This window comes from Microcystis sp. M079S1, assembly GCF_020246425.1.
Lineage (GTDB): Bacteria > Cyanobacteriota > Cyanobacteriia > Cyanobacteriales > Microcystaceae > Microcystis > Microcystis aeruginosa.
This window is the reverse complement of sequence record NZ_JADBSZ010000176.1, coordinates 1-21,488: the sequence shown is the minus strand read 5'-3', so window position 1 is coordinate 21,488 and position 21,488 is coordinate 1. Positions and strand designations below refer to the sequence as shown.

General features: G+C 41.9%; 18 protein-coding genes, 2 pseudogenes and 1 riboswitch. Of the genes and pseudogenes, 15 read left to right on the top strand and 5 right to left on the bottom strand.

Features of this window, described 5'->3' with window-relative positions; genetic code table 11:
* Positions 1–45 precede the first annotated feature (45 nt).
* Positions 46–537: a GNAT family N-acetyltransferase gene (locus IM456_RS11450; RefSeq protein WP_149986333.1), complete on the top strand. Its 492-nt coding sequence runs from the start codon at positions 46–48 to the stop codon at positions 535–537.
* A gap of 25 nt (positions 538–562) precedes the next feature.
* On the opposite strand, the gene IM456_RS11445 is transcribed toward IM456_RS11450, so the two are convergent.
* On the bottom strand, positions 563–3,556 hold the full coding sequence (locus IM456_RS11445) for a plasmid replication protein, CyRepA1 family (protein WP_149986332.1): 2,994 nt from the start codon (positions 3,554–3,556) through the stop codon (positions 563–565).
* Positions 3,557–4,041: 485 nt separating this feature from the next.
* Here IM456_RS11445 and IM456_RS11440 point away from each other — a divergent pair, with 485 nt between their 5' ends.
* The 7 genes from IM456_RS11440 to IM456_RS11410 all read left to right on the top strand — a co-directional run bounded on the left by IM456_RS11440 (position 4,042) and on the right by IM456_RS11410 (position 11,002).
* Positions 4,042–7,401 carry a ribonucleotide reductase barrel domain-containing protein gene (locus tag IM456_RS11440; protein ID WP_149986331.1) on the top strand — a complete coding sequence of 1,120 codons (3,360 nt, stop codon included), beginning with the start codon at positions 4,042–4,044 and terminating at the stop codon, positions 7,399–7,401.
* A 62-nt stretch (positions 7,402–7,463) separates the two neighbouring features.
* Entirely contained in the window at positions 7,464–7,955 is a 492-nt protein-coding gene (locus IM456_RS11435) for a DUF29 domain-containing protein (RefSeq protein WP_079210015.1), read from the top strand.
* A gap of 38 nt (positions 7,956–7,993) precedes the next feature.
* Complete coding sequence (locus tag IM456_RS11430) at positions 7,994–8,470, top strand: DUF29 domain-containing protein (RefSeq protein WP_147069396.1); 477 nt, start codon at positions 7,994–7,996, stop codon at positions 8,468–8,470.
* A 3-nt stretch (positions 8,471–8,473) separates the two neighbouring features.
* Positions 8,474–8,926 carry a DUF29 domain-containing protein gene (locus tag IM456_RS11425; protein WP_079210017.1) on the top strand — a complete coding sequence of 151 codons (453 nt, stop codon included), beginning with the start codon at positions 8,474–8,476 and terminating at the stop codon, positions 8,924–8,926.
* Positions 8,927–8,938: 12 nt separating this feature from the next.
* Entirely contained in the window at positions 8,939–9,391 is a 453-nt protein-coding gene (locus tag IM456_RS11420; RefSeq protein ID WP_110544457.1) for a DUF29 domain-containing protein, read from the top strand.
* Between the two features lie 37 nt (positions 9,392–9,428).
* A complete protein-coding gene (locus IM456_RS11415; RefSeq protein WP_110544455.1) occupies positions 9,429–9,881 on the top strand; it encodes a DUF29 domain-containing protein in 453 nt (150 codons plus the stop codon).
* Between the two features lie 53 nt (positions 9,882–9,934).
* Positions 9,935–11,002 carry a ribonucleotide-diphosphate reductase subunit beta gene (locus IM456_RS11410; protein WP_002757166.1) on the top strand — a complete coding sequence of 356 codons (1,068 nt, stop codon included), beginning with the start codon at positions 9,935–9,937 and terminating at the stop codon, positions 11,000–11,002.
* Positions 11,003–11,367: 365 nt separating this feature from the next.
* Here IM456_RS11410 and IM456_RS11405 read toward each other — a convergent pair whose 3' ends face one another.
* Positions 11,368–12,288 (bottom strand): NAD(+) kinase, encoded by a 921-nt coding sequence (locus tag IM456_RS11405; RefSeq protein WP_149986326.1) that lies wholly within the window; start codon positions 12,286–12,288, stop codon positions 11,368–11,370.
* Between the two features lie 379 nt (positions 12,289–12,667).
* Here IM456_RS11405 and IM456_RS11400 point away from each other — a divergent pair, with 379 nt between their 5' ends.
* Positions 12,668–13,207 carry a phycobiliprotein lyase gene (locus IM456_RS11400; protein WP_287691367.1) on the top strand — a complete coding sequence of 180 codons (540 nt, stop codon included), beginning with the start codon at positions 12,668–12,670 and terminating at the stop codon, positions 13,205–13,207.
* Positions 13,208–13,294: 87 nt separating this feature from the next.
* On the opposite strand, the gene thiC is transcribed toward IM456_RS11400, so the two are convergent.
* On the bottom strand, positions 13,295–14,677 hold the full coding sequence (thiC, locus tag IM456_RS11395) for a phosphomethylpyrimidine synthase (protein ID WP_110544450.1): 1,383 nt from the start codon (positions 14,675–14,677) through the stop codon (positions 13,295–13,297).
* A gap of 8 nt (positions 14,678–14,685) precedes the next feature.
* Positions 14,686–14,782, bottom strand: a riboswitch (TPP riboswitch).
* An 86-nt stretch (positions 14,783–14,868) separates the two neighbouring features.
* On the opposite strand from thiC, the pseudogene IM456_RS11390 reads away from it, so the two are divergent.
* A pseudogene (locus IM456_RS11390) lies at positions 14,869–15,705 on the top strand (RNA-guided endonuclease InsQ/TnpB family protein); the annotation flags it as partial.
* A 47-nt stretch (positions 15,706–15,752) separates the two neighbouring features.
* Here IM456_RS11390 and IM456_RS11385 read toward each other — a convergent pair.
* Positions 15,753–16,928 carry a transaldolase gene (locus IM456_RS11385; protein ID WP_287691364.1) on the bottom strand — a complete coding sequence of 392 codons (1,176 nt, stop codon included), beginning with the start codon at positions 16,926–16,928 and terminating at the stop codon, positions 15,753–15,755.
* 209 nt (positions 16,929–17,137) lie between these two features.
* Between IM456_RS11385 and rpmI the strand changes: the two genes are divergently transcribed.
* Genes rpmI through IM456_RS11370 form a run of 3 tightly spaced genes read left to right on the top strand, consistent with a single transcriptional unit; the run spans position 17,138 to position 18,690 of the window.
* Positions 17,138–17,341 (top strand): 50S ribosomal protein L35, encoded by a 204-nt coding sequence (rpmI, locus tag IM456_RS11380; protein WP_002740108.1) that lies wholly within the window; start codon positions 17,138–17,140, stop codon positions 17,339–17,341.
* 31 nt (positions 17,342–17,372) lie between these two features.
* Positions 17,373–17,720 (top strand): 50S ribosomal protein L20, encoded by a 348-nt coding sequence (gene rplT, locus IM456_RS11375; protein WP_002739593.1) that lies wholly within the window; start codon positions 17,373–17,375, stop codon positions 17,718–17,720.
* A gap of 13 nt (positions 17,721–17,733) precedes the next feature.
* A complete protein-coding gene (locus IM456_RS11370; protein ID WP_002772048.1) occupies positions 17,734–18,690 on the top strand; it encodes a PhoH family protein in 957 nt (318 codons plus the stop codon).
* Positions 18,691–18,911: 221 nt separating this feature from the next.
* Here IM456_RS11370 and IM456_RS11365 read toward each other — a convergent pair whose 3' ends face one another.
* Positions 18,912–19,832: a hypothetical protein gene (locus IM456_RS11365; protein ID WP_149986324.1), complete on the bottom strand. Its 921-nt coding sequence runs from the start codon at positions 19,830–19,832 to the stop codon at positions 18,912–18,914.
* A 208-nt stretch (positions 19,833–20,040) separates the two neighbouring features.
* Between IM456_RS11365 and IM456_RS11360 the strand changes: the two are divergent.
* Positions 20,041–20,259: pseudogene (locus IM456_RS11360) on the top strand (PhoH family protein); the annotation flags it as partial.
* 6 nt (positions 20,260–20,265) lie between these two features.
* On the top strand, positions 20,266–21,234 hold the full coding sequence (locus IM456_RS11355; RefSeq protein ID WP_149986323.1) for a cysteine synthase A: 969 nt from the start codon (positions 20,266–20,268) through the stop codon (positions 21,232–21,234).
* Positions 21,235–21,488 lie beyond the last annotated feature (254 nt).

Below are 21,488 nucleotides of genomic sequence, written 5' to 3'. Positions count from 1 at the left end.
ATATTATTTTTTACTTTTTACTTTTGACTTTTTACTTGATATTCTATGATTATTCGCGAGGCTAAAGAAACAGATTTACCAACAATTATCGAGATTTATAATGCTGCTGTTCCCACTCGCAAGGCAACCGCAGATTTAAAGCCTATTTCCCTCGAAAGTCGGCGAGAATGGTTTAAAAAGCACGATCCTGAACAGTATCCCATCTGGGTAATAGCGATCGAAGGTCGGGTGCTGGGTTGGCTGAGTTTACAGATGTTTTATGGTCGTGTCGCTTACCAAAAAACGGCAGAGGTTAGTTTATATATTGCCCCCGATTATCAAGGTCGTGGAATCGGTAAATTATTAGTAGAATATGCCCTGAATCGCTGTCCCAAATTGGGTATATCTAATCTTATCTGTATTATCTTTGCCCACAATCAAGCCAGTATTCGTCTCTTTGAAAAATTCGGCTTTCAACGATGGGGTTATTTACCTCAAATTGCCGATCTAGACGATTTTCTGGCTGATGTGGTCATTTTAGGCAAAAAAGTCGCTTAAATAGGCAATTTTCCCCATAGCTAGACTATAATTCTAGACTTAATTGAATATAAGCATTTTCCGGTTCGCCTAGAGATGTTTTCTGGGTGAGAGAAAAGAGATAGTCCTCATACCAAATCTCAGAACTTCCCGCACATTTTTCATCTCTAAATAACCATTGTTGAAACACTTGTTCTCTACCATCCTGAGGGGCAACAATCTGATAAACTTTTAGAGATTTTTTAGCAATTCTCTGGCTGCCCTTGCTGGTTAATTGATAACCTAACAAGTTCAAACAATTACGAATAATCGTCAGAGGACGGGAAGCATTAGAGAGGTTAATCTTGGTGATAGTTTTAATCTCGTTGCGGTTTTTAATGGCGATTTCGGCCATTTTTTGTAAATCGGCATCATGATTAGTTAATTCTCTTTCAGGGTTAGCTAATAATACGGGAATTCCCAACACTTCTAACGTCCCGATAATCACTCCTAATTGACTACTATTAAAATCGGGAATAAATAAACTTCCGTGACCTGATTCTATCAGTTTACGGGCAATTAAAGCATCTCGATCGCACAAAAATTGTCGCCCAATTGTCAAAAAGTAATGTAAGCGTAGTTCTTGATACCATCCTTGATCATCTTTAATCACTAATTGCGGTGTGACGGGGATTCCATAGCGTTTGTATAGGTCATATTTCCTGATAATTCTCCTTTCTTTCACTGACTTAATTAACTGTTTTTTAAGACAACGATATTCTGATTCCGTGATCTCAGAAGCACTGGCAATTGCCTCGCATTCAGAACGATAATTATGTTCCCTAATTTCTTCAATTGCTTCCGTTAACTGATTATTTATTTCTAGTTCTTCTTCCTGAGTCCGTTCTTTAATTCTATGACCTTCTGCTTGTAAAATACCTAGAATTGACTGACGATAATTAAGCATATAAGCATTTACTCGCACAGCCATTTTTGCCCAGCAGAGGAGAGATTCCGCTTGAAAATTTGTATCTAAATCCTCAAGAGATTCTAAATCTGATTGGTGTAGTAAGCGAATATTAACCTCCGTTAATCGGTGTCCAGAGGTGAGAAGTTTGGGGATAGAAGTGGAACCATTACCCACCTGATTAAATCCGTACACTGCTGACCAAATATAACGAGGAATATTCTCTCTAATTCTCCCTAAAAATTGAGCGATAGAAGTGGGAGTTTGAATTCCCTGTGCTAAACACCAAACCGAGGTAAAGTGTTGCTGAATATCAATACTAATTCCCGTTTCGATCGCAGGACTAGCTAGAACTATATCATAGTTAAGCAACAACTGATTTAAATTGCCAATCGCTTGATAGGCAGCGTGACTAGAATCTGGCAATGACTCTGAATCTATCCGCAGAATTTTCTTCTGAGGAAATTGCTTTCTTAGATAAGATTCTAGGGTAATTGTCCCCCATTTGCTGGTTAATTTTTGTGCTGATAGACAAACAAAAGGTTTTCCTCCCTCTTTAATATGTTTAACTAAATCCTTAACTAGCTGTTGGGGAGTATTATCAGAGTAGTTATAAACTTGCCAAGCTTGCTGATAATTAGGTTTCCACTCGTTACTAATCAAGAAAGTTTCTAGTTTAATAGCCGCTAAAGAAGTTAGATATTCTAGGGAAATATCACTTAAATCAGCATCGGCAACTAAGACTTTTCCCCCACTGCTGACCACAGTTTGTAGCAGAGACTTTAAAGACTTTAAAATTGCTACTCGATTAGCTTTACAAGTATCCCCATTTAACCCATGCCATAGGACTTGTTCGATCTCATCGATAATAATCATAGCTTCTTGCCAATCTTCCGCTTGAAATTTAGCTTGTGATTGGGGATGGAGAGAGTCAATACATAAACCATAACCGTAAATTTGTGCCGCAGGATTATCCCTAATTTTGCTGATATAGTTTAAACCAAAGCGTTGACATAGCTCCTCTACCAGTTTGACTCGATGACCAATAACTAAAACTTTTTGTTGATTGGCAATAGCCTGTTTAACTATCTTAGCTAAAAACTCAGTTTTTCCTGTACCTTTAGCCGATTTAATCGCCATTAACTGCGCTGATGTAGGGATAGCAATATCTGGCAAGTAACGGCTATTTAACTCTAGATGAGGTGGGAGAGTTAAACTATTTAAACTCGCTGCCTTCCAAATTTCCCAAGAGGTAGCTTTTTGATAGACTTGTTGGAAGTAATCTTCTCCTCGATTGATTAGTAAATCATCCACCCCTTTACCGTCAGCAGCATCCCAAGTAACTACCTTTACCTGACAGTTAGCCTGACTGAATAGATAACCCATTCTCTGTAAAGCTAAATTAACCGCTTGTTGGTTCTTTGGTTGAGTTTCTTGATCAAAAACTAGATAAATCTTTCGTCCTGAATTAGCTAATTTTTCTAGCTGCGGAATTAGATGAGATTTGCCGATTCTTCTACCTAATTCGTCCTTGGGAGTACGATAACCATTGTGAATTCCGGGTAAGGCAATTGTCACATAACCTGCTGTTAGTAATGCCCCCGCTTTTTTCGCTCCTTCCGTAAGACAAATAGGTATCTCTGGATGTTTAATTACCCAGGACCAAAAACCGAGATCCTCTTGCTTATTATCCACTTCTTCAGTTAAAATATTAATACTGATATGCTGGGCTATCCTTTGCCAAATTTTCAGGGGAACCCGCAAGGCAAAGACTCCCGTAGGGGTTTGGGGAGGATGTTCGTACTTAATCGGTTTAGCCTTATCAAGGCTTAAACGGGGAAAATCGGGCTTAAAACAGCCCCAAAGGTCATAATTACCCGTTAATAAGTCAATTCCTGAACACCACCAACCGCCTTGACTGATATGTTCATAACGCTTGAGAATATCATCCCTAACTCTGCCATCATTGCGTCGCGGTAATTCTTGGGAGTAGAGTAGGTATTCACTGGGAGATAACCCCGCTAAACCGGTGACATTGAGATCGATTAACTCCGCGTCCACCCCGCTATCACGCCATTCTTCTAAATATTTCATCCTTGTCCTCTACTCGCTAGACGCTATATATAGCGTTTTTGTCCTATTATTCTAGCGGTAAGCCACTAAATAGCGAAAAGAGAAAATTTCCTCTCTCAGAGGTTCTCAGAGGAAATTTGACTTTTAATCCACTCTTGTCTTAAATTATCGAAAAGTTAAGAACAAATAAAGTCTGACCACAACCTCCTCAGCAGTCAAGCAGAATCGGATCAAAAGTATTTTGTCAATCTGTTTTCGTTATCAAAGAATAGTTCTTTTGTCAAGCATACAAAAGAACTGTTTTCTGGGAAAAATCAAGAATTTTTTCCAGAAAATGTCATCCAAAACACTGTTTTTAGGGAACAAAATAATCCTGGCTATACCATATATAGAGTGATAGGATTATTTAACACGCTAGATGTTGTGTTTTCCCAGAAAATCTGATAGAATATCCTAGTACAAATAGATTAATTTGTCAAGTTTTTTAACGCCGCAATTTTCCAATTATGCAATCGAAGCCCTTGACTACTGCCGTTTCCATTCACAAAAATAACGAAGTAATACCCTTTCGTTCTACCCCTTTAGCTAATATGGGCAGCCATGCAATTAGAGTGATTCGGCGCGATGGTTCCACCACAAGCTTAAATATCGGCAAAATTCGCGACGTGGTAGAGTGGGCTTGTGAGGGCAAAAAAGTCAATTCAATCGCCTTAGAAGCGGGTTTAACCACACGCCTGCGGGATGGGATTACCACTAGGGAAATACAGGATAATTTAATTAATTGCGCCCTAGAAATGTGTAGTCCAGAGGAACCGGATTGGCGCTATGTGGCGGGAAGATTGCATATTTGGAGTCTTTGGAAAGATACCTTAGTAGCCCGGGGTTATCAGTACGGAAATTACGAGAAAACTGTCAAAACTCAAGTTAAAAAGTTGCTATACGACGAAAGGATTCTCATCTATTCCGAGGCAGAATTAAAAGAAGCTGGTTCTTGGATTAATCCTGATTGGGACATCGATTATGATTACGCAGGGGCATTGTTAATCACTAGCCGTTATTTACTCAAAAATGAGTTACCCCAAGAGGCATTATTAACCTGTTCCTTGCTGCTTGCCACTGTGGAAGAACCAGCTAATAGACTCCCCTGGGCGAAGAAATTTTATCAAGCGATTGCTCAAAGAAAAATCTCTCTCGCCACCCCAATTTTAGCCAATTTACGCACTCCCAAAGGTTCCCTAACCAGTTGTTTTATCCTCTCCATTGACGACAGTTTAGAAAGCATTTTCGACGAGATTACTAATGCTGCCCGCATCTCAAAAAATGGTGGCGGTGTCGGGGTGAATGTGAGTAGAATTCGCGCCACTGGTAGCTGGGTAATGGGGAAAGCTAATGCTTCCGGGGGGATTATTCCTTGGATTAAATTACTCAACGATACAGCTATTGCAGTAAATCAGGGGGGAAGACGCGCCGGGGCAGTAACTATCGGTGTTGACATCTGGCATTTAGATGTGCCAGAATTTCTGGAAATGCAGACAGAAAACGGTGATCAAAGACGTAAAGCTTATGATGTTTTTCCCCAATTAGTTATCACCGATGAATTCATGCGTCGGGTGATAAATAAAGCCGAGTGGACATTAGTAGATCCCTACGAAGTTCGCAATAAATTAGGTATAGAATTAGCGGAACTATGGGGGGAAGAATTTGAAGAGGCCTATCGTTTAGTAGAAGCTAATTTAGATCAAGAGATTCTCCTCTATAAAAAAATCAATGCCCGGGACTTATTTAAAAGTATCATGCGTTCCCAAGTAGAAACAGGAATGCCCTACATTGCCTTCAAAGATACCATCAATCGCGCTAATCCTAATAAACACGATGGCTATATCCCTGGTGTAAATTTATGCGTCGCGGGAGAAACAAAAATTCTCACTGACCGAGGACAAATAGCAATCGCTGATTTGGTGGGGGAATATGTTAATGTCTGGAATGGATTGGAGTGGTCAGAAGTATTAGTTAAAAAGACTGGAGAAAACCAGCCTTTATTAAAGGTCAATTTCTCTAACGGAGAGTCCTTGGAATGTACTTACTACCATAAGTTTTACGTTCAGAAAAACTACAAGGGAACCGTGGAAATTGTGGAGGCAAAAGACCTCAAACAAGGGGATAAATTAATTAAATACCAGCTGCCTCTCATCCAGTCAGAAAATGATCTTGACTTTCCCTACGCCTACACCGCAGGATTCTTTTCTGGAGATGGGAGTTACGGGAACAATGGAATGCCAGAAGTTGACCTATACGGAGTTAAAAAAGAGTTACTTCCCTTATTGGCTATTCGTAACAAATATCAGGGAAATGGCTCTATTGAAAAAGGTACTTTTTGGAGAAAAGAAACCGATACCCTAGCGGTCTATCATGACAGTAAACAAGATCGGATCGTCTGTAAACTCCCGTTAGATATTCCCAGTAAATTTACAGTTCCTCTAAATGGTTACACAATTAAATCTCGTTTAGAATGGTTAGCTGGTTTACTTGATGCCGATGGAACAGTTGCCCGCAATGGTTCTAACGAGTCTCTCCAGATTGCTTCTGTTAACCGGCAATTTTTGCTCGATATTCGCCTAATGTTACAGACTTTAGGAGTTGATTCCAAAGTTACTGTTATGGATGACGGTGGCTATAAATTGATGCCAAATGGAAAGGGAAATTATCAAGAATATCTCTGTCAACCAAAATATCGTTTACTGATTAATTCTGTCGGACTATTTCAACTTGGTCAATTGGGACTTAAAACTCATCGCTTACAATGGACTTTAAAAGAACCCCAACGTTCGGCCACTCAGTTTATCCGCATTGAATCGGTAGAGTTAACCTGTCGTCGAGATGACACCTACTGTTTTACAGAACCCAAGCGTCATCTGGGAATGTTTAACGGCATTCTAACAGGACAATGCACCGAATCTTTCAGCAATGTCACCCCCGATAAAACTGCCCATTGCTGTAATTTAGTTAGCCTTAATTTAGCCAATATCGACAGGGAAGAAATCGAGTCTAATTGTCAAATCGCTGTCAGGATTCTCGACAATACTATCGATATCACTAATCCTCCCTTTGATAATGCTAAAAACCACAACGATAAATATCGCACTATTGGGGTAGGGGCGATGGGATTGGCTGACTGGTTAGCTAAACGGAAATTATCCTACAATAACCTGTCAGAAATTAGTAATTTATTTGAAGAAATTGGCTATTGGTGTACCTATTCCTCGATGGAATTAGCCAAAGAACGCGGTGCTTATCAAGCTTTCTTGGGTAGTGAATGGAGCCAAGGTAAATTAATCGGAGCAAAACCAGTGGCATGGTTTTTAAATAATGCGGTGCAACCGCAAAGATGGCAACAATTAGCCGCAGATATTCAACGATTTGGCATCCGTAATTCCCATATTACCGCCATTGCTCCTAATACTTCCTCTAGTTTGGTACAGGGATGTACCGCTAGTGTTTTGCCGGTTTATAGTCGCTTTTTCTACGATAAATGGGCAAAGGGAACCGTTCCCATCGCACCACCTTTTATTGAAGAAGCTTTCTGGTTTTATTCAGAGAACAAAAATCTCGAACAGCAGCAAGTGGTGAAAGCGATCGCTACTATGCAAGAATGGATCGATACGGGGATTTCTATGGAGTTATTATTCAACCTCAATGAAGGGGTTTATTTCCCCGAAGAACCCAACCGTTGTCTCACTGCCAAAGATATCTTTGATACCCTAGTTATGGCCTGGGAATTGGGGTGTAAAGCGATTTATTATATCCGTACCGTACAAAAGGACAATTTTCGAGAGTCTGACGATAGTTGTTCTAGTTGCGCTAATTAAGGTTAACTTCGGTGGGCAATGCCCACCTTAATTTTTTTACATCAAAGATTAGGACTGATAAAATGAGTTTTATTGATCACCTAATCACAGCTATGGATAAGACTTTATACGAACAGGATTACTATCTCTGGATAGAGAAAACCATATCTTTACTAGAAAATCATCAATTTTCCGATTTAGATTTAGATAATCTCATCGAGGAGATTAAAAGTATGGGTATCAAGGAAAAACATACCTTAACAAGTTTATTGACTAGAATAATCCAACATTTGCTGCAACTCGCTTATTGGCAATCGGAAAGCCAATATAATGCTAATCACTGGAAAGGAGAAATTACTATTTTTAGAATTGATTTATGGGAAGTTCTTGATGATAATCCAAGTTTAAAGTCCTATCTAGAGAATAGTTTTGATAAATGTTATCAGTCAGCCCTTCGTATCCTAGCTAGAAAAATGGGAGTAAAAATCAATACTTTGCCCAGGGAAAAAATTCTCACTCTTGCCCAAGCTTTGGATGATGATTGGTTTCCTGAATATGAGGATAATAATAACTGATGATTTGGTTGGAGTATAGTTAATTAAGGTGAGGGACTATGGAAACGAACTTATACGAACAGGATTACTATCTTTGGTTAGAGAAAACCATATCTTTACTAGAAAATCGCCAGTTTTCTGAGTTGGATTTAGAAAATTTAATTGAAGAAATCAAAGATATGTCCAGAAGAGAACGTCAGAAGTTAGAGAGTTTACTAACTAAACTCTTGGAACATTTACTTAAATTAACTTATTGGCAATCTAAGCGCGATTACAATAAAAACAAGTGGCGACGGGAGATTTTAAATTTTCGCATTCAAATAAAAAGAATTATTAGCAACAAAAAGGATGGAACTTATAATACAAACTTAGCATCTTACCTCACCGAGATTCTTGAGCAATGTTATGAGGATGCTTGCCATCTATTTGTCGAAGGTTCTGGCATCGATAAAAGACTTTTAAGTGCTACACCTATGGGAGCAATCGACCAAATTTTAGATGAAAATTGGTTTCCTGAGTTTCTCGGAGAGGATTAAGCAATGAAGAGTGATTTATACGAAAAAGATTATTATCTCTGGATAGAGAAAACCATATCTTTACTAGAAAATCATCAATTTTCCGATTTAGATTTGGATAATCTCATCGAGGAGATTAGCGACATGGGCAAAAGCCAACGACAAAGTTTAAAGAGTTATTTGACTCGGTTATTAGAACATTTGCTAAAACTGGTTTACTGGCAGTCGGAATTAGAATATAATCAAAGAGGATGGAAAAATGAAATTCGTAACTTTCGCCTAGGAATTCAACAAATTATTGAAGACAGTCCCAGTTTAAAGCCCTATCTAGCGGAAATTTTCTCGTCCTGTTATCAAAATGCCCGTAAATTGTTTCTGGATTTATCTGGAATGGCTGAAAATTTGGTCGGTTTAGCTCCAATTTGCACTATAGAACAGGCTTTAAATGAGGATTGGTTTCCTGAAATATCAAAATAATGGGGGATAATTATGGAAAAGAACTTATACGAAAAAGATTACTATCTCTGGATAGAGAAAACCATATCTTTACTAGAAAATAATCGGTTTTCTGATTTAGATTTAGAGAATTTAATTGACGAAATTAGTAGCATGGGTAAAAGTGAGAAACGAAGTTTAGAAAGTTATTTAACTCGGTTATTAGAACATTTGCTGAAACTAGCTTACTGGGAATCGGAATTAGAATATAATCAAAGAGGATGGAAAAATGAAATTAGGAATTTCCGTCGTGCCATAAAAAGAATTATTGCCGATAGTCCTAGTTTACAGCCTTATCTAATTGAAATTTTTAACAACTCTTTTCAAGAAGCTCGTATTTCTTTGATCGAATTATCTGGAATGGCTGAAAATTTGGTCAGTTTAGCTCCAATTTGCACTATAGAACAGGCTTTAAATGAGGATTGGTTTCCTGAAATCTCAAAATAATATTGACAGAGTATAAAAGCAAGTGAAGTGGGTAATTATGGAAAAGAAATTATACGAAAAGGACTACTATCTCTGGCTAGAGAAAACCATATCTTTACTAGAAAATCATCAATTTTCTGATTTAGATTTAGAGAATTTAATTGACGAAATAAAATCTATGTCTATCAGTCAACAGAAAGCATTAAAAAGCAATCTGATCGTAATTTTATGGCATTTACTAAAATACTTACAAGAGCCAGAAAAACAAACCAGAAGCTGGGCATTAACCCTTTTTGAGCATCGCGAGAGAATCGAAGAAGATTTAGAAAATAGCCCTAGTCTTAAGAGTTTTTTAACAGAAGACAATTTAAAAAAATGCTATAATAAGGCCAGAAAAAAAGCCGCTATTGAAACAGGGATAAACCTAGAGAAATTCCCGAAGGATTGCCCATTTACTTTGGCAGAAGCCCTAGATTTTGAATTTATTCCTAATCAAAATCAAAACATTTGACTTTTTACCGAAAATCTATTATAACCTAAAAGTGCCATAATATCCAAGTAATCATGTCCTTACATTTAGTTAATTCTTGCCATTCGATGCCCATTTCCCCGATCTTCAATCCAGCGGGAGATGATGCGATCGAAAACCGTTCGATCTGGTTTGGTAACACCACCAACCTGATGCAGTTAAACGATGTCCGCTACACCTGGGCCGTGGGTTTATATCAACAAATGCGCGAAAATTTCTGGATTCCGCAACGCTTAGATATCACTCAAGACGTAACTGAATACGGGCATCTTACCGACGAAGAAAGATATGCTTATGATGGTATTTTATCCTATCTAACTTTTCTTGATTCCGTGCAAACCTGTAATATTCCCCACCTAAAAGGTAGCGTCACTGCGCCAGAAATTAGTCTTTGTATGGCGGAACAAATTTCCCAAGAAGCCATGCACAATCAAAGTTATCAATACTTAATTGAAACCATTATTCCCTCGGATCGCAGAGGCGAAGTTTATGACTTTTGGCGTACCGATAAAGTTCTCAAGGATCGCTGTGAATTTATTGCTAGTCTCTACCAGCAATATATCGATAAACAAACTACTGAAAGCTATTTTATCGCCCTTGTCGCCGATTATTTGCTAGAGAGTTTGTATTTTTACAACGGCTTTATCTTTTTCTATAATCTCGCTTCTCGACAGCTAATGTCCGGTAGTGCTGACGTTTTCAAAATGATCAACCGGGACGAATTAAGTCACGTCCGTTTGTATCAGAAACTTATTCCCGAAGCCATGGCAACTTTTTCCCATTCCGTTGAACAGATTTATGAGATGTTCGATACGGCCGTTAAACACGAATGTCGCTGGACAAATCACATTGTTGGCAACGACATTTTAGGTATTACCGAATACAGTACCGAACAGTACACCAAATACCTCGCTAATATTCGGCTGAAAGCGATCGGACTTGAGCCTTTATACAAGGAAGAAAAGTATAACAAAAGTCCCTATAACCATCTAGAACGCTTCTCCGATACCAAAAAAGAAGGCCACACCAAAGCGAACTTTTTTGAAGCAACCGTTACCAGTTATGTTATGTCTTCTGGCTTAACTGGATGGGATGAAATTTAAAATTTACGGGACAAGAATAACCCAATTCCCTACCATAAAGTGGCAATTTTGTCAAATATTTTGACAACTTTTGACCCTCTATTTGCTGGGAGCCAAGGGGCCTTTTGCTCCTTGGCCCCCGCTCAACCTTTAACGATCCCTACCGGTATCTCGGTAATTATAAGTAGGGGTTGCTGAATAAATCTAAAAACCTTGTTGGATAATATTTTTAGGCTTTTTTGAAATCAAAAAGTGCCAGCCCTTGGAGTGATCGGGGGGGAAATTTAGGCACTTTTTCCCTGAAAATTAGCTAATTGACCCCCTGAAAATCGGTAAAACCCCACACCCTACACCCTACACCCACGAAAAACTTTTTGCCGCAAACCCTAATTATGACGATTGCCATCATAATGAATTCTCGCCCCGGCCCATTGTAATTTTTCCTGTAGAGTCTGATAAAAAGAATAGCTTTCCCGCAGGATAATAAATTGGGCGAATTTTTCAGCTTTGGTAACTCCCACCCATTGCCCGGGCCAAATGGAAGTGGCTAAAGCACCATCCATCCAGAGTTTAGTGTTTAATTCGTAGTCTCCCAGAGGCCAAATACTGACCAGAGATGCTGGGGGAATGACAATCGGCCGACTGGAGAGACTCAAGGGACAAATCGGGGTGACAGCGATCGCCTCCATGCCGGGGTGTATAATCGGGCCATTAGCGGAAGCGGTGTAACAGGTGGACCCCGTGGGAGTAGCCACTAATAGGCCGTCCCCTTGGTACTGATCTACTACTTCCCCGTCCACTTCGATTTCCAGGATCGAGGTGGGCATCCTATCGATACTAGCGGGTTTCACACACATCTCATTCAGGGCATAAAATGCCTCGCTCACTGCCTGGGGGTTTCTTTTATCCCCTTCATAGATTCTGGCCTTTAACATCATCCGTTGTTGTACCGCATAGTGATCGGATTGTAAACGCTCCCAGACCGTCTCCGTATCTTGGAAAATCTCAAAAGGTTCCGTTAAAAATCCCAGATGGCCGCCGACATTCACCGCTAAAATCGGAATGTCTTCGTGAGCTAAATAGCGAGCGGCGGCTAAAATGGTTCCATCTCCGCCCAAAACGATGGCGAGGTCGATTTTTTCCGATGCTGAGGCTAAAAATACTGGATAGGGATTATCTTTAAAGCCACTGGGTCCCATTAAAACTTTACACTGACGGGCTTCTAACTGTTTAGCGCATTTTTCCGCCCATGCTTTACTTTGGGGATGGTTGGCCTTATGGGCAATGATTACTTGTTTTAACTGCACGGAGTTGAGACCTTGTTCGGAGGTTCTATATTTTTAACAATACCAAGACTGGGCAGATCGGGTGAAAAGTAACAGGTAAAAAAGGGGATTGGGGGAATCACCTCGGCCTCACTGTAGCCAATTTGACAGAATTAATCGATAGATAGGGGTAGATGGAAGTAACTAGGATAAGCTCGCAGGTTTTAGCAATGTTATCCCGTTTTTTCCCTGTAAATGCTGTATCTATGCGGCTTTTTCCCAATTATCTCTCTCAACACACCTACCACTTAATTTCCATGCAGGGCTATAATTCTATTAAGATGTGTAACAATTCTCTGGCAAACTCTTGACCAAGGATAACAAATCTGCTCTCCCAAAAAACAGGAAAGGTTTTATTTCTATGACATTAATTCAAACCGCCCAATTATCGCTGGAAACCTCGGCTTTAGCCTTTTTTAAGCAGACAGAAGGACGCTGGCAATCCCAGAGACGTTATTACACCCTCACCCAAGAAACGGAACCCCAAGAAGTTATCAGCACCATCGAGATTAAATATTTACCCCAAGGCAGCGAGCCATTAATTCAACTTGCCCGTTTACATAATCTGGAAGATACAGCCTTATTAGGTGGTACGGAAGTCACTTGGCAAAGTAATTATCTCCGTCCCCAGAGTAAAAAACCCTCCAACGGTTCGACTATATTCGGCATTTTAGATAATATTCTCTATCGCGATCGGGGATTTGCGACGGATAAACCCGTTAGCGCTATTTATACCTTTCCTAACCCCTCTACTCTCTGTCTGAGAACAGAATACGCCGGTTCTGTCTTTGAAGAAGAAATTAAACTCATCGGTCAACAATATCGCACCCGACAAACTATTATCTCTCGCGCCGGTCAAGAATTGATGATCGGTCAATATCTAGAAAAACGGGTCAATTAGTCAAAAAATCGGCGGCTATTCCCATAATTTTGACTTCTATCCTAGTAATAGGGCTGAAATCAAATCAGCCCTTCCCTTAACTCCCCTTTAAACCGGGGTTAAATTGTCTTGATTCTGACTAGCGAGAAACTTCTCTAATTCCGTAATCGCATCGGCATCGACTTTAGTTTGCATGGGACAGAATTTCGGTCCACACATCGAACAAAACTCCGCCGTCTTATAGATATCTGCGGGTAAAGTCTCATCGTGGTATTCCTTAGCGCGATCGGGATCCAAGGATAACTGAAATTGACGATTCCAATCGAAATTATAACGAGCAATGGAGAGTTCATCGTCACGATCCCGCGCTCCGGGACGATGACGGGCGATATCTGCCGCATGAGCCGCTATTTTGTAGGCAATTAAGCCATTTCGCACATCTTCAGCGTTGGGTAAACCGAGATGTTCTTTCGGGGTGACATAACATAACATCGCCGTCCCGTACCAACCCGCCAGAGCCGCCCCGATCGCCGAAGTGATATGATCGTACCCTGGAGCAATATCGGTGACAAGGGGACCAAGAACATAGAAAGGTGCTTCGCTACACTCCTCCATTTGTTTTTTCACATTAAATTCAATTTGATCCATGGGAACATGGCCAGGTCCTTCCACCATCACCTGTACATCGTGTTCCCAAGCGCGGCGCGTCAGTTGGCCGAGGGTTTTTAATTCCGCTAATTGGGCCGCATCGGAAGCATCGTGGGTACAACCGGGACGCAGGGAGTCACCGAGACTAAAAGAAACGTCATAACGCTTGAAAATCTCGATAATTTCATCGAAATGGGTGTAGAGAGGATTTTGCTTGTGGTGGTGCAGCATCCACTTAGCAATAATACCACCGCCCCGGGAGACAATCCCGGTCAGACGGGTTTTGACTAAAGGCAGGTGTTCGATGAGGATTCCCGCGTGAATCGTCATGTAATCTACCCCTTGCTGGGCGTGTTTTTCGATAATATGGAGGAAATCTTCGGGGGTGAGTTTTTCAATATTGCCGTGAACGCTTTCCACCGCTTGATAGATGGGTACAGTACCGATGGGGACGGGAGAAGCATTGATAATCGCAGTGCGAATTTCGTCCAAATTACCGCCACCGGTGGAGAGATCCATCACCGTATCCGCGCCGTATTTGACCGCTAGGTGTAATTTTTCCAGTTCTTCGTTAATATTCGAGGAGTTAGGGGAAGCCCCGATATTAGCATTAACTTTACACTTAGAAGCAATACCGATCGCCATAGGTTCGAGGTTGAGGTGATTGATATTAGCGGGAATAATCAGTCTTCCTCGGGCGATTTCGCTGCGAATCAATTCGGGAGAGAGATTTTCCCGTTTTGCCACATAAGCCATCTCTTCGGTAATTATCCCCTGACGGGCGTAGTGCATTTGCGATACATTTGCTTGTCCGCGCCGGGGGGCAACCCATTCTTGTCTCATAATTTTATTTCCTCTGTAAACAGCTTCCCTACGCTGGAATTACCCAGTCTCAGGTTCTAAGGGTCTTTCTCAGCCTGATTGCCTCAGACACCCCTAGCTATGACGGCAATTGTACCACTGTTGAGGACTGAGGAGATAAAGCTTAAGATTGTTGTTTGATTGGGCAGTTAGGCTAAAACCCACTTAGACCCCCTACAATAAACTTCTTAGGTGACGAATACTTAAATTTTCCACAATTGGGAAAAATTCGGATTAGGAAATCCAGAAAGTACCCGCCCTGGTTCGAGCCTAAACAAGCTCGAATTATCCAAAAAGCGTCGGGATTTTACGTTTCGGTTTCCTTCCAATCTACGGAATTAGTTCCCGATATGACAGTAGGGAAGACCTGTTTAGGAATTGACGCGGGAATTGAAAGTTTTGTCGCTACTTCACGGGGAGATTTAATCAAAGCCCCTCGATTTTTGTTGAAAGTACAGAGTAAGCTTAAATTGCTACAAAGACGCTTGAAACGGAAAACTAAAGGCTCGAACAATTGGTTAAAACTTCAGGAGAAGATAGCAAGATTACACGAAAAAGTGTCTAATACCCGTAGAGATTGGCACTTTAAACTAGCTCATTACTTTTGTGATCTTGCCGATAATATCTTCGTTGAGGATATTAACTTCGTTTCCTGGTCTAGAGGGATTGTTAGAAAACAATCTCTAGATTCGGGCATCGGTAGTTTTATTAACGAGATACTACCGTTTGTCGCTTGGAAACGGGGAAAATATTATCTTAAAGTCGATAAAAACGGAACTTCGCAAGAGTGTCCGAATTGTGGCGCAATTACCGGTAAAAAAGCCTTATCGGAAAGAGTTCACCGGTGTGATTCTTGCGGCCACATTGAACCAAGAGATACGGCATCAGCGAAGGTAATCGAGAACCGAGGAAAAAACGCGGTCGGACTGACCGTGTTAGAAAACGCTTGCGGAGGCGGTCGGTTGGGGGTCGTTCAGTTAAACCTGTTTGATCTAGTCAAGAGCCTATGAACCAAGAATCCCTCGCTAAACCGCGCGAGCGGTTTAGCGGGGGAGAGTCAAGCTTCCACTAAACGAAAAGCCGCACCCAAACCGACAGCGATCTCATCGGGAGAAATTCTGCCATCATGGTTAATATCGATCGCATCAAATACCGCATCGGTTCCCGCCCATTCTTCCCGGGTGATGAAACCATCCCCATCATGATCATAGACTCGAAAAATATCTTCGGCGGCGTGTTCTAGGGTTGACTGACCTTCCAACTGGGTTAAACGTTGAATCAGCAATTGTTCTAATAATTCTAAAGCTTTGGTAAAACCTTGAATACCTTCCGTTAGTTTTTCGGAAGCCATGGCATCTTCGGCGTGCATTTTCTCAAAAGTGGCTTGATCCATGGCAATTTTGACAATATCAAGGGTTGCGGCCTGTGCTGGATCGAGCTTACGGGGTAAATCGGCTTCTGTCCCTTGCAATTGTTCGAGCAGTTTCGGAGAAATGGTTAAAAGATCACAACCAGCTAACTCGCAAATTTCACCGATATTGCGGAAACTTGCCCCCATAACTTCGGTTTTATAGCCAAACTTTTTATAGTAGTTATAGATCTGGGTAACGGATTGGACTCCGGGATCTTCAGCGCCAACGTAGTCTTTACCGGTTTCTTTTTTATACCAATCGAGAATCCGACCGACAAAGGGAGAAATTAAGGTTACTCCCGCCTCCGCACAGGCGATCGCCTGATGGAAACCGAATAATAGGGTTAAATTACAGTGAATTCCCTCTTTTTCGAGGACTTCTGCGGCTTTAATCCCTTCCCAAGTCGAGGCAATTTTAATTAAGACTCTTTCTCTAGAGATACCCGCTTTTTCATACTGGGAAATGAGATAACGGGCCTTGTCGATGGTAGCTTGGGTATCGTAGGAAAGACGAGCATCTACTTCGGTGGAGACGCGGCCGGGGACGATTTGCAGGATTTGCAGACCAAAACCGATCGCTAGGCGATCGAAAGCTAATTTGGCCACATCTTCCGGGGTGGCCTGCTTTCCCAATTCTTTTCTGGCCGCTTGCAGGGTTTGATCGACAATCGGCCGATATGGGGGCATTTGGGCCGCGGCCGTAATCAGGGAGGGGTTAGTGGTGGTATCCTGGGGTGTAAAAGCTTCGATCGCTTGGATATCGCCAGTATCAGCAACAACCACTGTAAATTCCCGTAATTGTTCTAGTAGGGTTTTAGCCATAACTTCTCCAGATGCGTGTTAACGCAAGACTTTATCTGGATCTTAGCGATTCGATCGAGAGGAAGGGGAAAATTCCCGATTGATTTAATTCCCAAGCACAGACCTGGCCAAAGTAAGGATGAGCCGGGGAATCTTTTGGCCACTCCTTGCCCAAAGTCCTTTATTTGTGATAGTATTAGTGATTGTGTCGATTTAATAAAACGGAGTTTATGCCCAAGCTAAAAACGCGAAAGGCGGCGGCCAAACGATTCGAGGCCACGGGAAGCGGCAAAAAAATCAAACGTCGCAAAGCCTTCAAAAATCACCTACTCGATCATAAAAGTGCCGAACGCAAGCGCCGTCGCTTGTCCCAGATTACCCTAGTGGACGAGCGCGACGAGAAGGAAGTGCGCTTAATGTTGCCCTATTTGTAAATTTTCCAGAAAAATCGTCTAAAGGATTATCATGTCTAGAGTAAAACGGGGGAATGTCGCCCGCAAGCGACGCAAAAAAGTTCTCAAATTAGCCAAAGGTTTTCGCGGTTCTCACTCGCGCTTATTCCGTACAGCTAACCAACAGGTAATGAAGGCCTTGCGGAATGCCTATAGAGACCGTCGCAAACGTAAACGCGATTTTCGTCGTCTTTGGATTACCCGCATTAACGCGGCTGCCCGTCAACAGGGCATCAGTTACAGCCAACTGACCGGACAATTAAAGAAAGCTAATATCCTCCTGAATCGGAAAATGTTGGCCCAATTAGCCGTCCTCGATCCCGTCGCTTTTGCTAAAGTGGTAGAAACAGCCAAAGGATAATTTAGCCCCAAGCATGACGGAAACTTGGCAAACGATTCAATTCCCCAGTTCAGAAAGTGCGATCGCTTTAGCGGGTCATCAAGAAGCTAACCTCAAATTGATCGCCAGGCAAACTGGGGCGAATTTAGTCCTCAGAGGCATGGAATTGCGGATTGCGGGGCAACCGACCCCGGTGGAGCGTGCCACAGCGATTGTGCGCTCCTTAAGTATTTTATGGCAAGAGGCCAAGTTAATCGCCGAAGCCGATATTATGACCGCTATCCATGCCCTCGATACGGGGCGTTCTAGCGAGTATAAAGAACTACAGCAGGATATTCTCGCTCGTACCCGTCGCGGGGAGCTAATTCGGGCGAAAACCTTCCGTCAGCGTCAATATATCCAAGCGATTCAAAGTCACGATATCACCTTTTGTATTGGACCTGCCGGCACAGGTAAAACTTTTTTAGCCGCCGTTTTAGCAGTACAAGCTTTATTAGAAGATAAAGTAGAACGGATTATCCTCACCCGGCCGGCCGTGGAAGCGGGGGAAAAATTAGGCTTTCTCCCGGGGGATTTACAGCAAAAAGTCGATCCTTTTTTGCGTCCCCTCTACGATGCTTTATACGAATTTATCGAAGCGGCCAAAATTCCCGACCTGATGGAACGGGGTAAAATCGAAATCGCACCCTTAGCTTATATGCGGGGACGAACCCTAGCTAATGCTTTTGTTATCGTTGATGAGGCCCAAAATACCACCCCAGCACAGTTAAAAATGGTCTTAACTCGCTTGGGATTCGGTTCGCGCATGGTAGTAACTGGAGATGTCACCCAAACCGATTTACCGCAACAACAGGAATCGGGGTTAATTGCCGCTCAAAAAATCCTCAAATCAGTAGAAGGGATCGCTTTTTGTTACCTATCGCGGGCCGATGTGGTGCGTCATCCCTTAGTACAAAAAATTGTCTCAGCTTACGAACAGCACGAAAAATAACAGATTGTTGAGATAGTCGCTCTTGTAATCTTGCGAGAGGGTTAGCAAGATGTCTAATTAATTTTGCTTAGGTACTTAGTAATTAGTGATTCTGTTAAGCTGTACTGTATTTAAACTACCTACAGGGTTTTTTAGTACAAATGCTCAAAACCCCTCCTCCTGCTCCCCTCTCATAGACAGTCTTAACAAGTAATTTAGATACATCAACAGCCGCTCAGTTATTAGTATTCTCCCCCATCATTTTTTTTCTGGTCTAAAAGATGATTATAGATCACACTTTTGAGAGATTGCCAAAAAGGAACTAATAAAATATTCAGAAGTAAGAAAATAGTAGTCAGACCATAGGGAAACATCGCCATTTGTTGGAAAAAAAGAGGATTTTCTGCGAGCGTTTGCCAGTCCTCCACCGATTCCAAACTACTATAAAAAGAGGAAAAATTGACCCAAAAGGGAATTGAAGCCAAAGCCCATGACAGAATATAAACTGGAATAATTAATAAACTGGCAATAAATATCACTCCCACAATTCTCCAAGCCGAGTTTTTAGTTAAATGCCAACCTCTCTTGATTGCTTGCCAACTGCCTAAATTATCTTCAATTACTAAGGGCAATTCGGCAATGCAAATGCGAGCAGATAACCAAAGGAAGAAAAAAGCAAGACAGAAAGAAGCCAGTAAAATAAGCAATACACCAAGGATGGGGATAAAACTGACTAGCACCAGAGACAGCATTATCGGCAAGATTATTGCCGCTCCCAACAAACCGAGCAAAACCTGCATCCACCACAAGCGCCACATTTTCGGCTTAACTTTTTTTTCCGCTTGTCCGGCAGTTTCCGGCTGATAAATGATGTCTTGAAAAGCTAATCGTGAGATAACCGCACTATTAAAAAGAGACTTAGCGGCCGAGAAAATTTGTACTGGGAAAAGAAATAAACGTAAACCAATATCGCTGCCTTCTTCGGGGGTAATTGTTTGATAAAGTAATTGACTGAGAATTAATTGCAAAACTAAGGGAAGAAGCGACCACAAACAGGCGCGGACAGCAAAGAATACATAAGTTGGGAAGCGATCACGATAAAGACGGAAGGCAGTATTAATCGTATTGCCAATATTCAAAGGCTCGATGGAATTGTTAGTCACGGTGGGACTCCTTACAGAATGCCACCACTATATTAGGTTAGGTAACTAATCACAGCTAAAAAACTTCCAATTTAATCAATATTTCCAGCTAAGACAACAATCGGAAAATTTTGGACTAATTAGCCGTCCTCGCTCCCGTCGCTTTTGCTAAAGTGGTAGAATTTGGCCAACGATTCAATTCCCCGGTTGAGAAAGGGCGATCGCATTGATGGTCTTAACTCGCTTGGGATTCGGTTCGCGCATGGTAGTAACTGGAGATGTCACCCAAACCGATTTACCGCAACCACAGGAATCGGGGTTAATTGCCGCTCAAAAAATCCTAAAATCAGTAGAAGGGATCGCTTTTTGTTACCTATCGCGGGCCGATGTGGTGCGTCATCCCTTAGTACAAAAAATCGTCTCAGCCTACGAACAGCACGAAAAATAACAGATTATGGATATTAAAAATGGTTTCGTCGATGCGGTGGGTAATACTCCCCTAATTCGTCTCAATAGTTTTAGCGAGGAAACCGGCTGCGAGATTCTCGGTAAGGCCGAATTTCTTAACCCCGGTGGTTCGGTCAAGGATCGCGCCGCTTTATATATTATTCAAGAAGCGGAAAAAGCCGGTACTCTCCAACCGGGGGGAACCGTTGTCGAAGGAACCGCCGGCAATACTGGCATCGGTTTGGCCCATATCTGCAATGCTAAAGGTTATAAATGCCTGATTATCATTCCCGATACCCAATCCCAAGAGAAAATCGACCTCTTAAGAACCCTTGGCGCGGAAGTGCGTACTGTTCCCGCCGTTCCCTACCGAGATGCCAATAATTACGTTAAATTATCGGGGAGATTGGCCAGTGAGATGGAAAATGCTATCTGGGCTAATCAATTCGATAATCTGGCTAATCGTCGCGCTCACTACGAAACCACCGCCCGGGAAATCTGGGAACAAACCGACGGTAAAATTGATGCTTGGGTGGCTGCCACGGGAACCGGGGGAACCTATGCGGGGGTGGCGATGTTTTTAAAAGACCAAAATCCGCAGGTGCGTTGTGTGGTGGCGGATCCGATGGGTAGCGGTTTATATAGTTATGTGAAAACCGGGACAATTACCCTGGAAGGTAGTTCAATTACTGAAGGGATTGGTAATAGTCGTATTACGGCTAATATGGAAGGCGCACCCATAGATGATGCCATTCAAATTGATGATCCCACTGCCATTAAAGTTGTTTATCAACTATTACAAAAAGATGGTTTATTTATGGGGGGTTCTGTGGGTATTAATGTGGCTGCTGCCGTGGCTTTAGCTAAACAAATGGGGCCGGGACACACCATCGTTACTGTTCTTTGTGATGGTGGGGCCCGTTATCAATCTCGTTTATATAATCCTCGATGGTTGGCTGAGAAAGGATTGGCTTAATCAGGAATTATCGGCTCATAAATTAGTTGAGATAATGGTAGGGGGAGGGCAACAATGAGGGAAGGCAGCAAGGGAAAATGAGGCGCTTCGGTTGGGCAAACACTTGAGACAAGAGGCTCTTCGGGAATTGTTATGCAAATAATTAACTTAAAATAAAATTCGATGAGAGCGCCTACGCTCAAAAGTAGCTGAAATCCATATAGAGAAGGACTTAAGGCACAAACAAGTTAATACCAAAAGATAGACAATCGAGT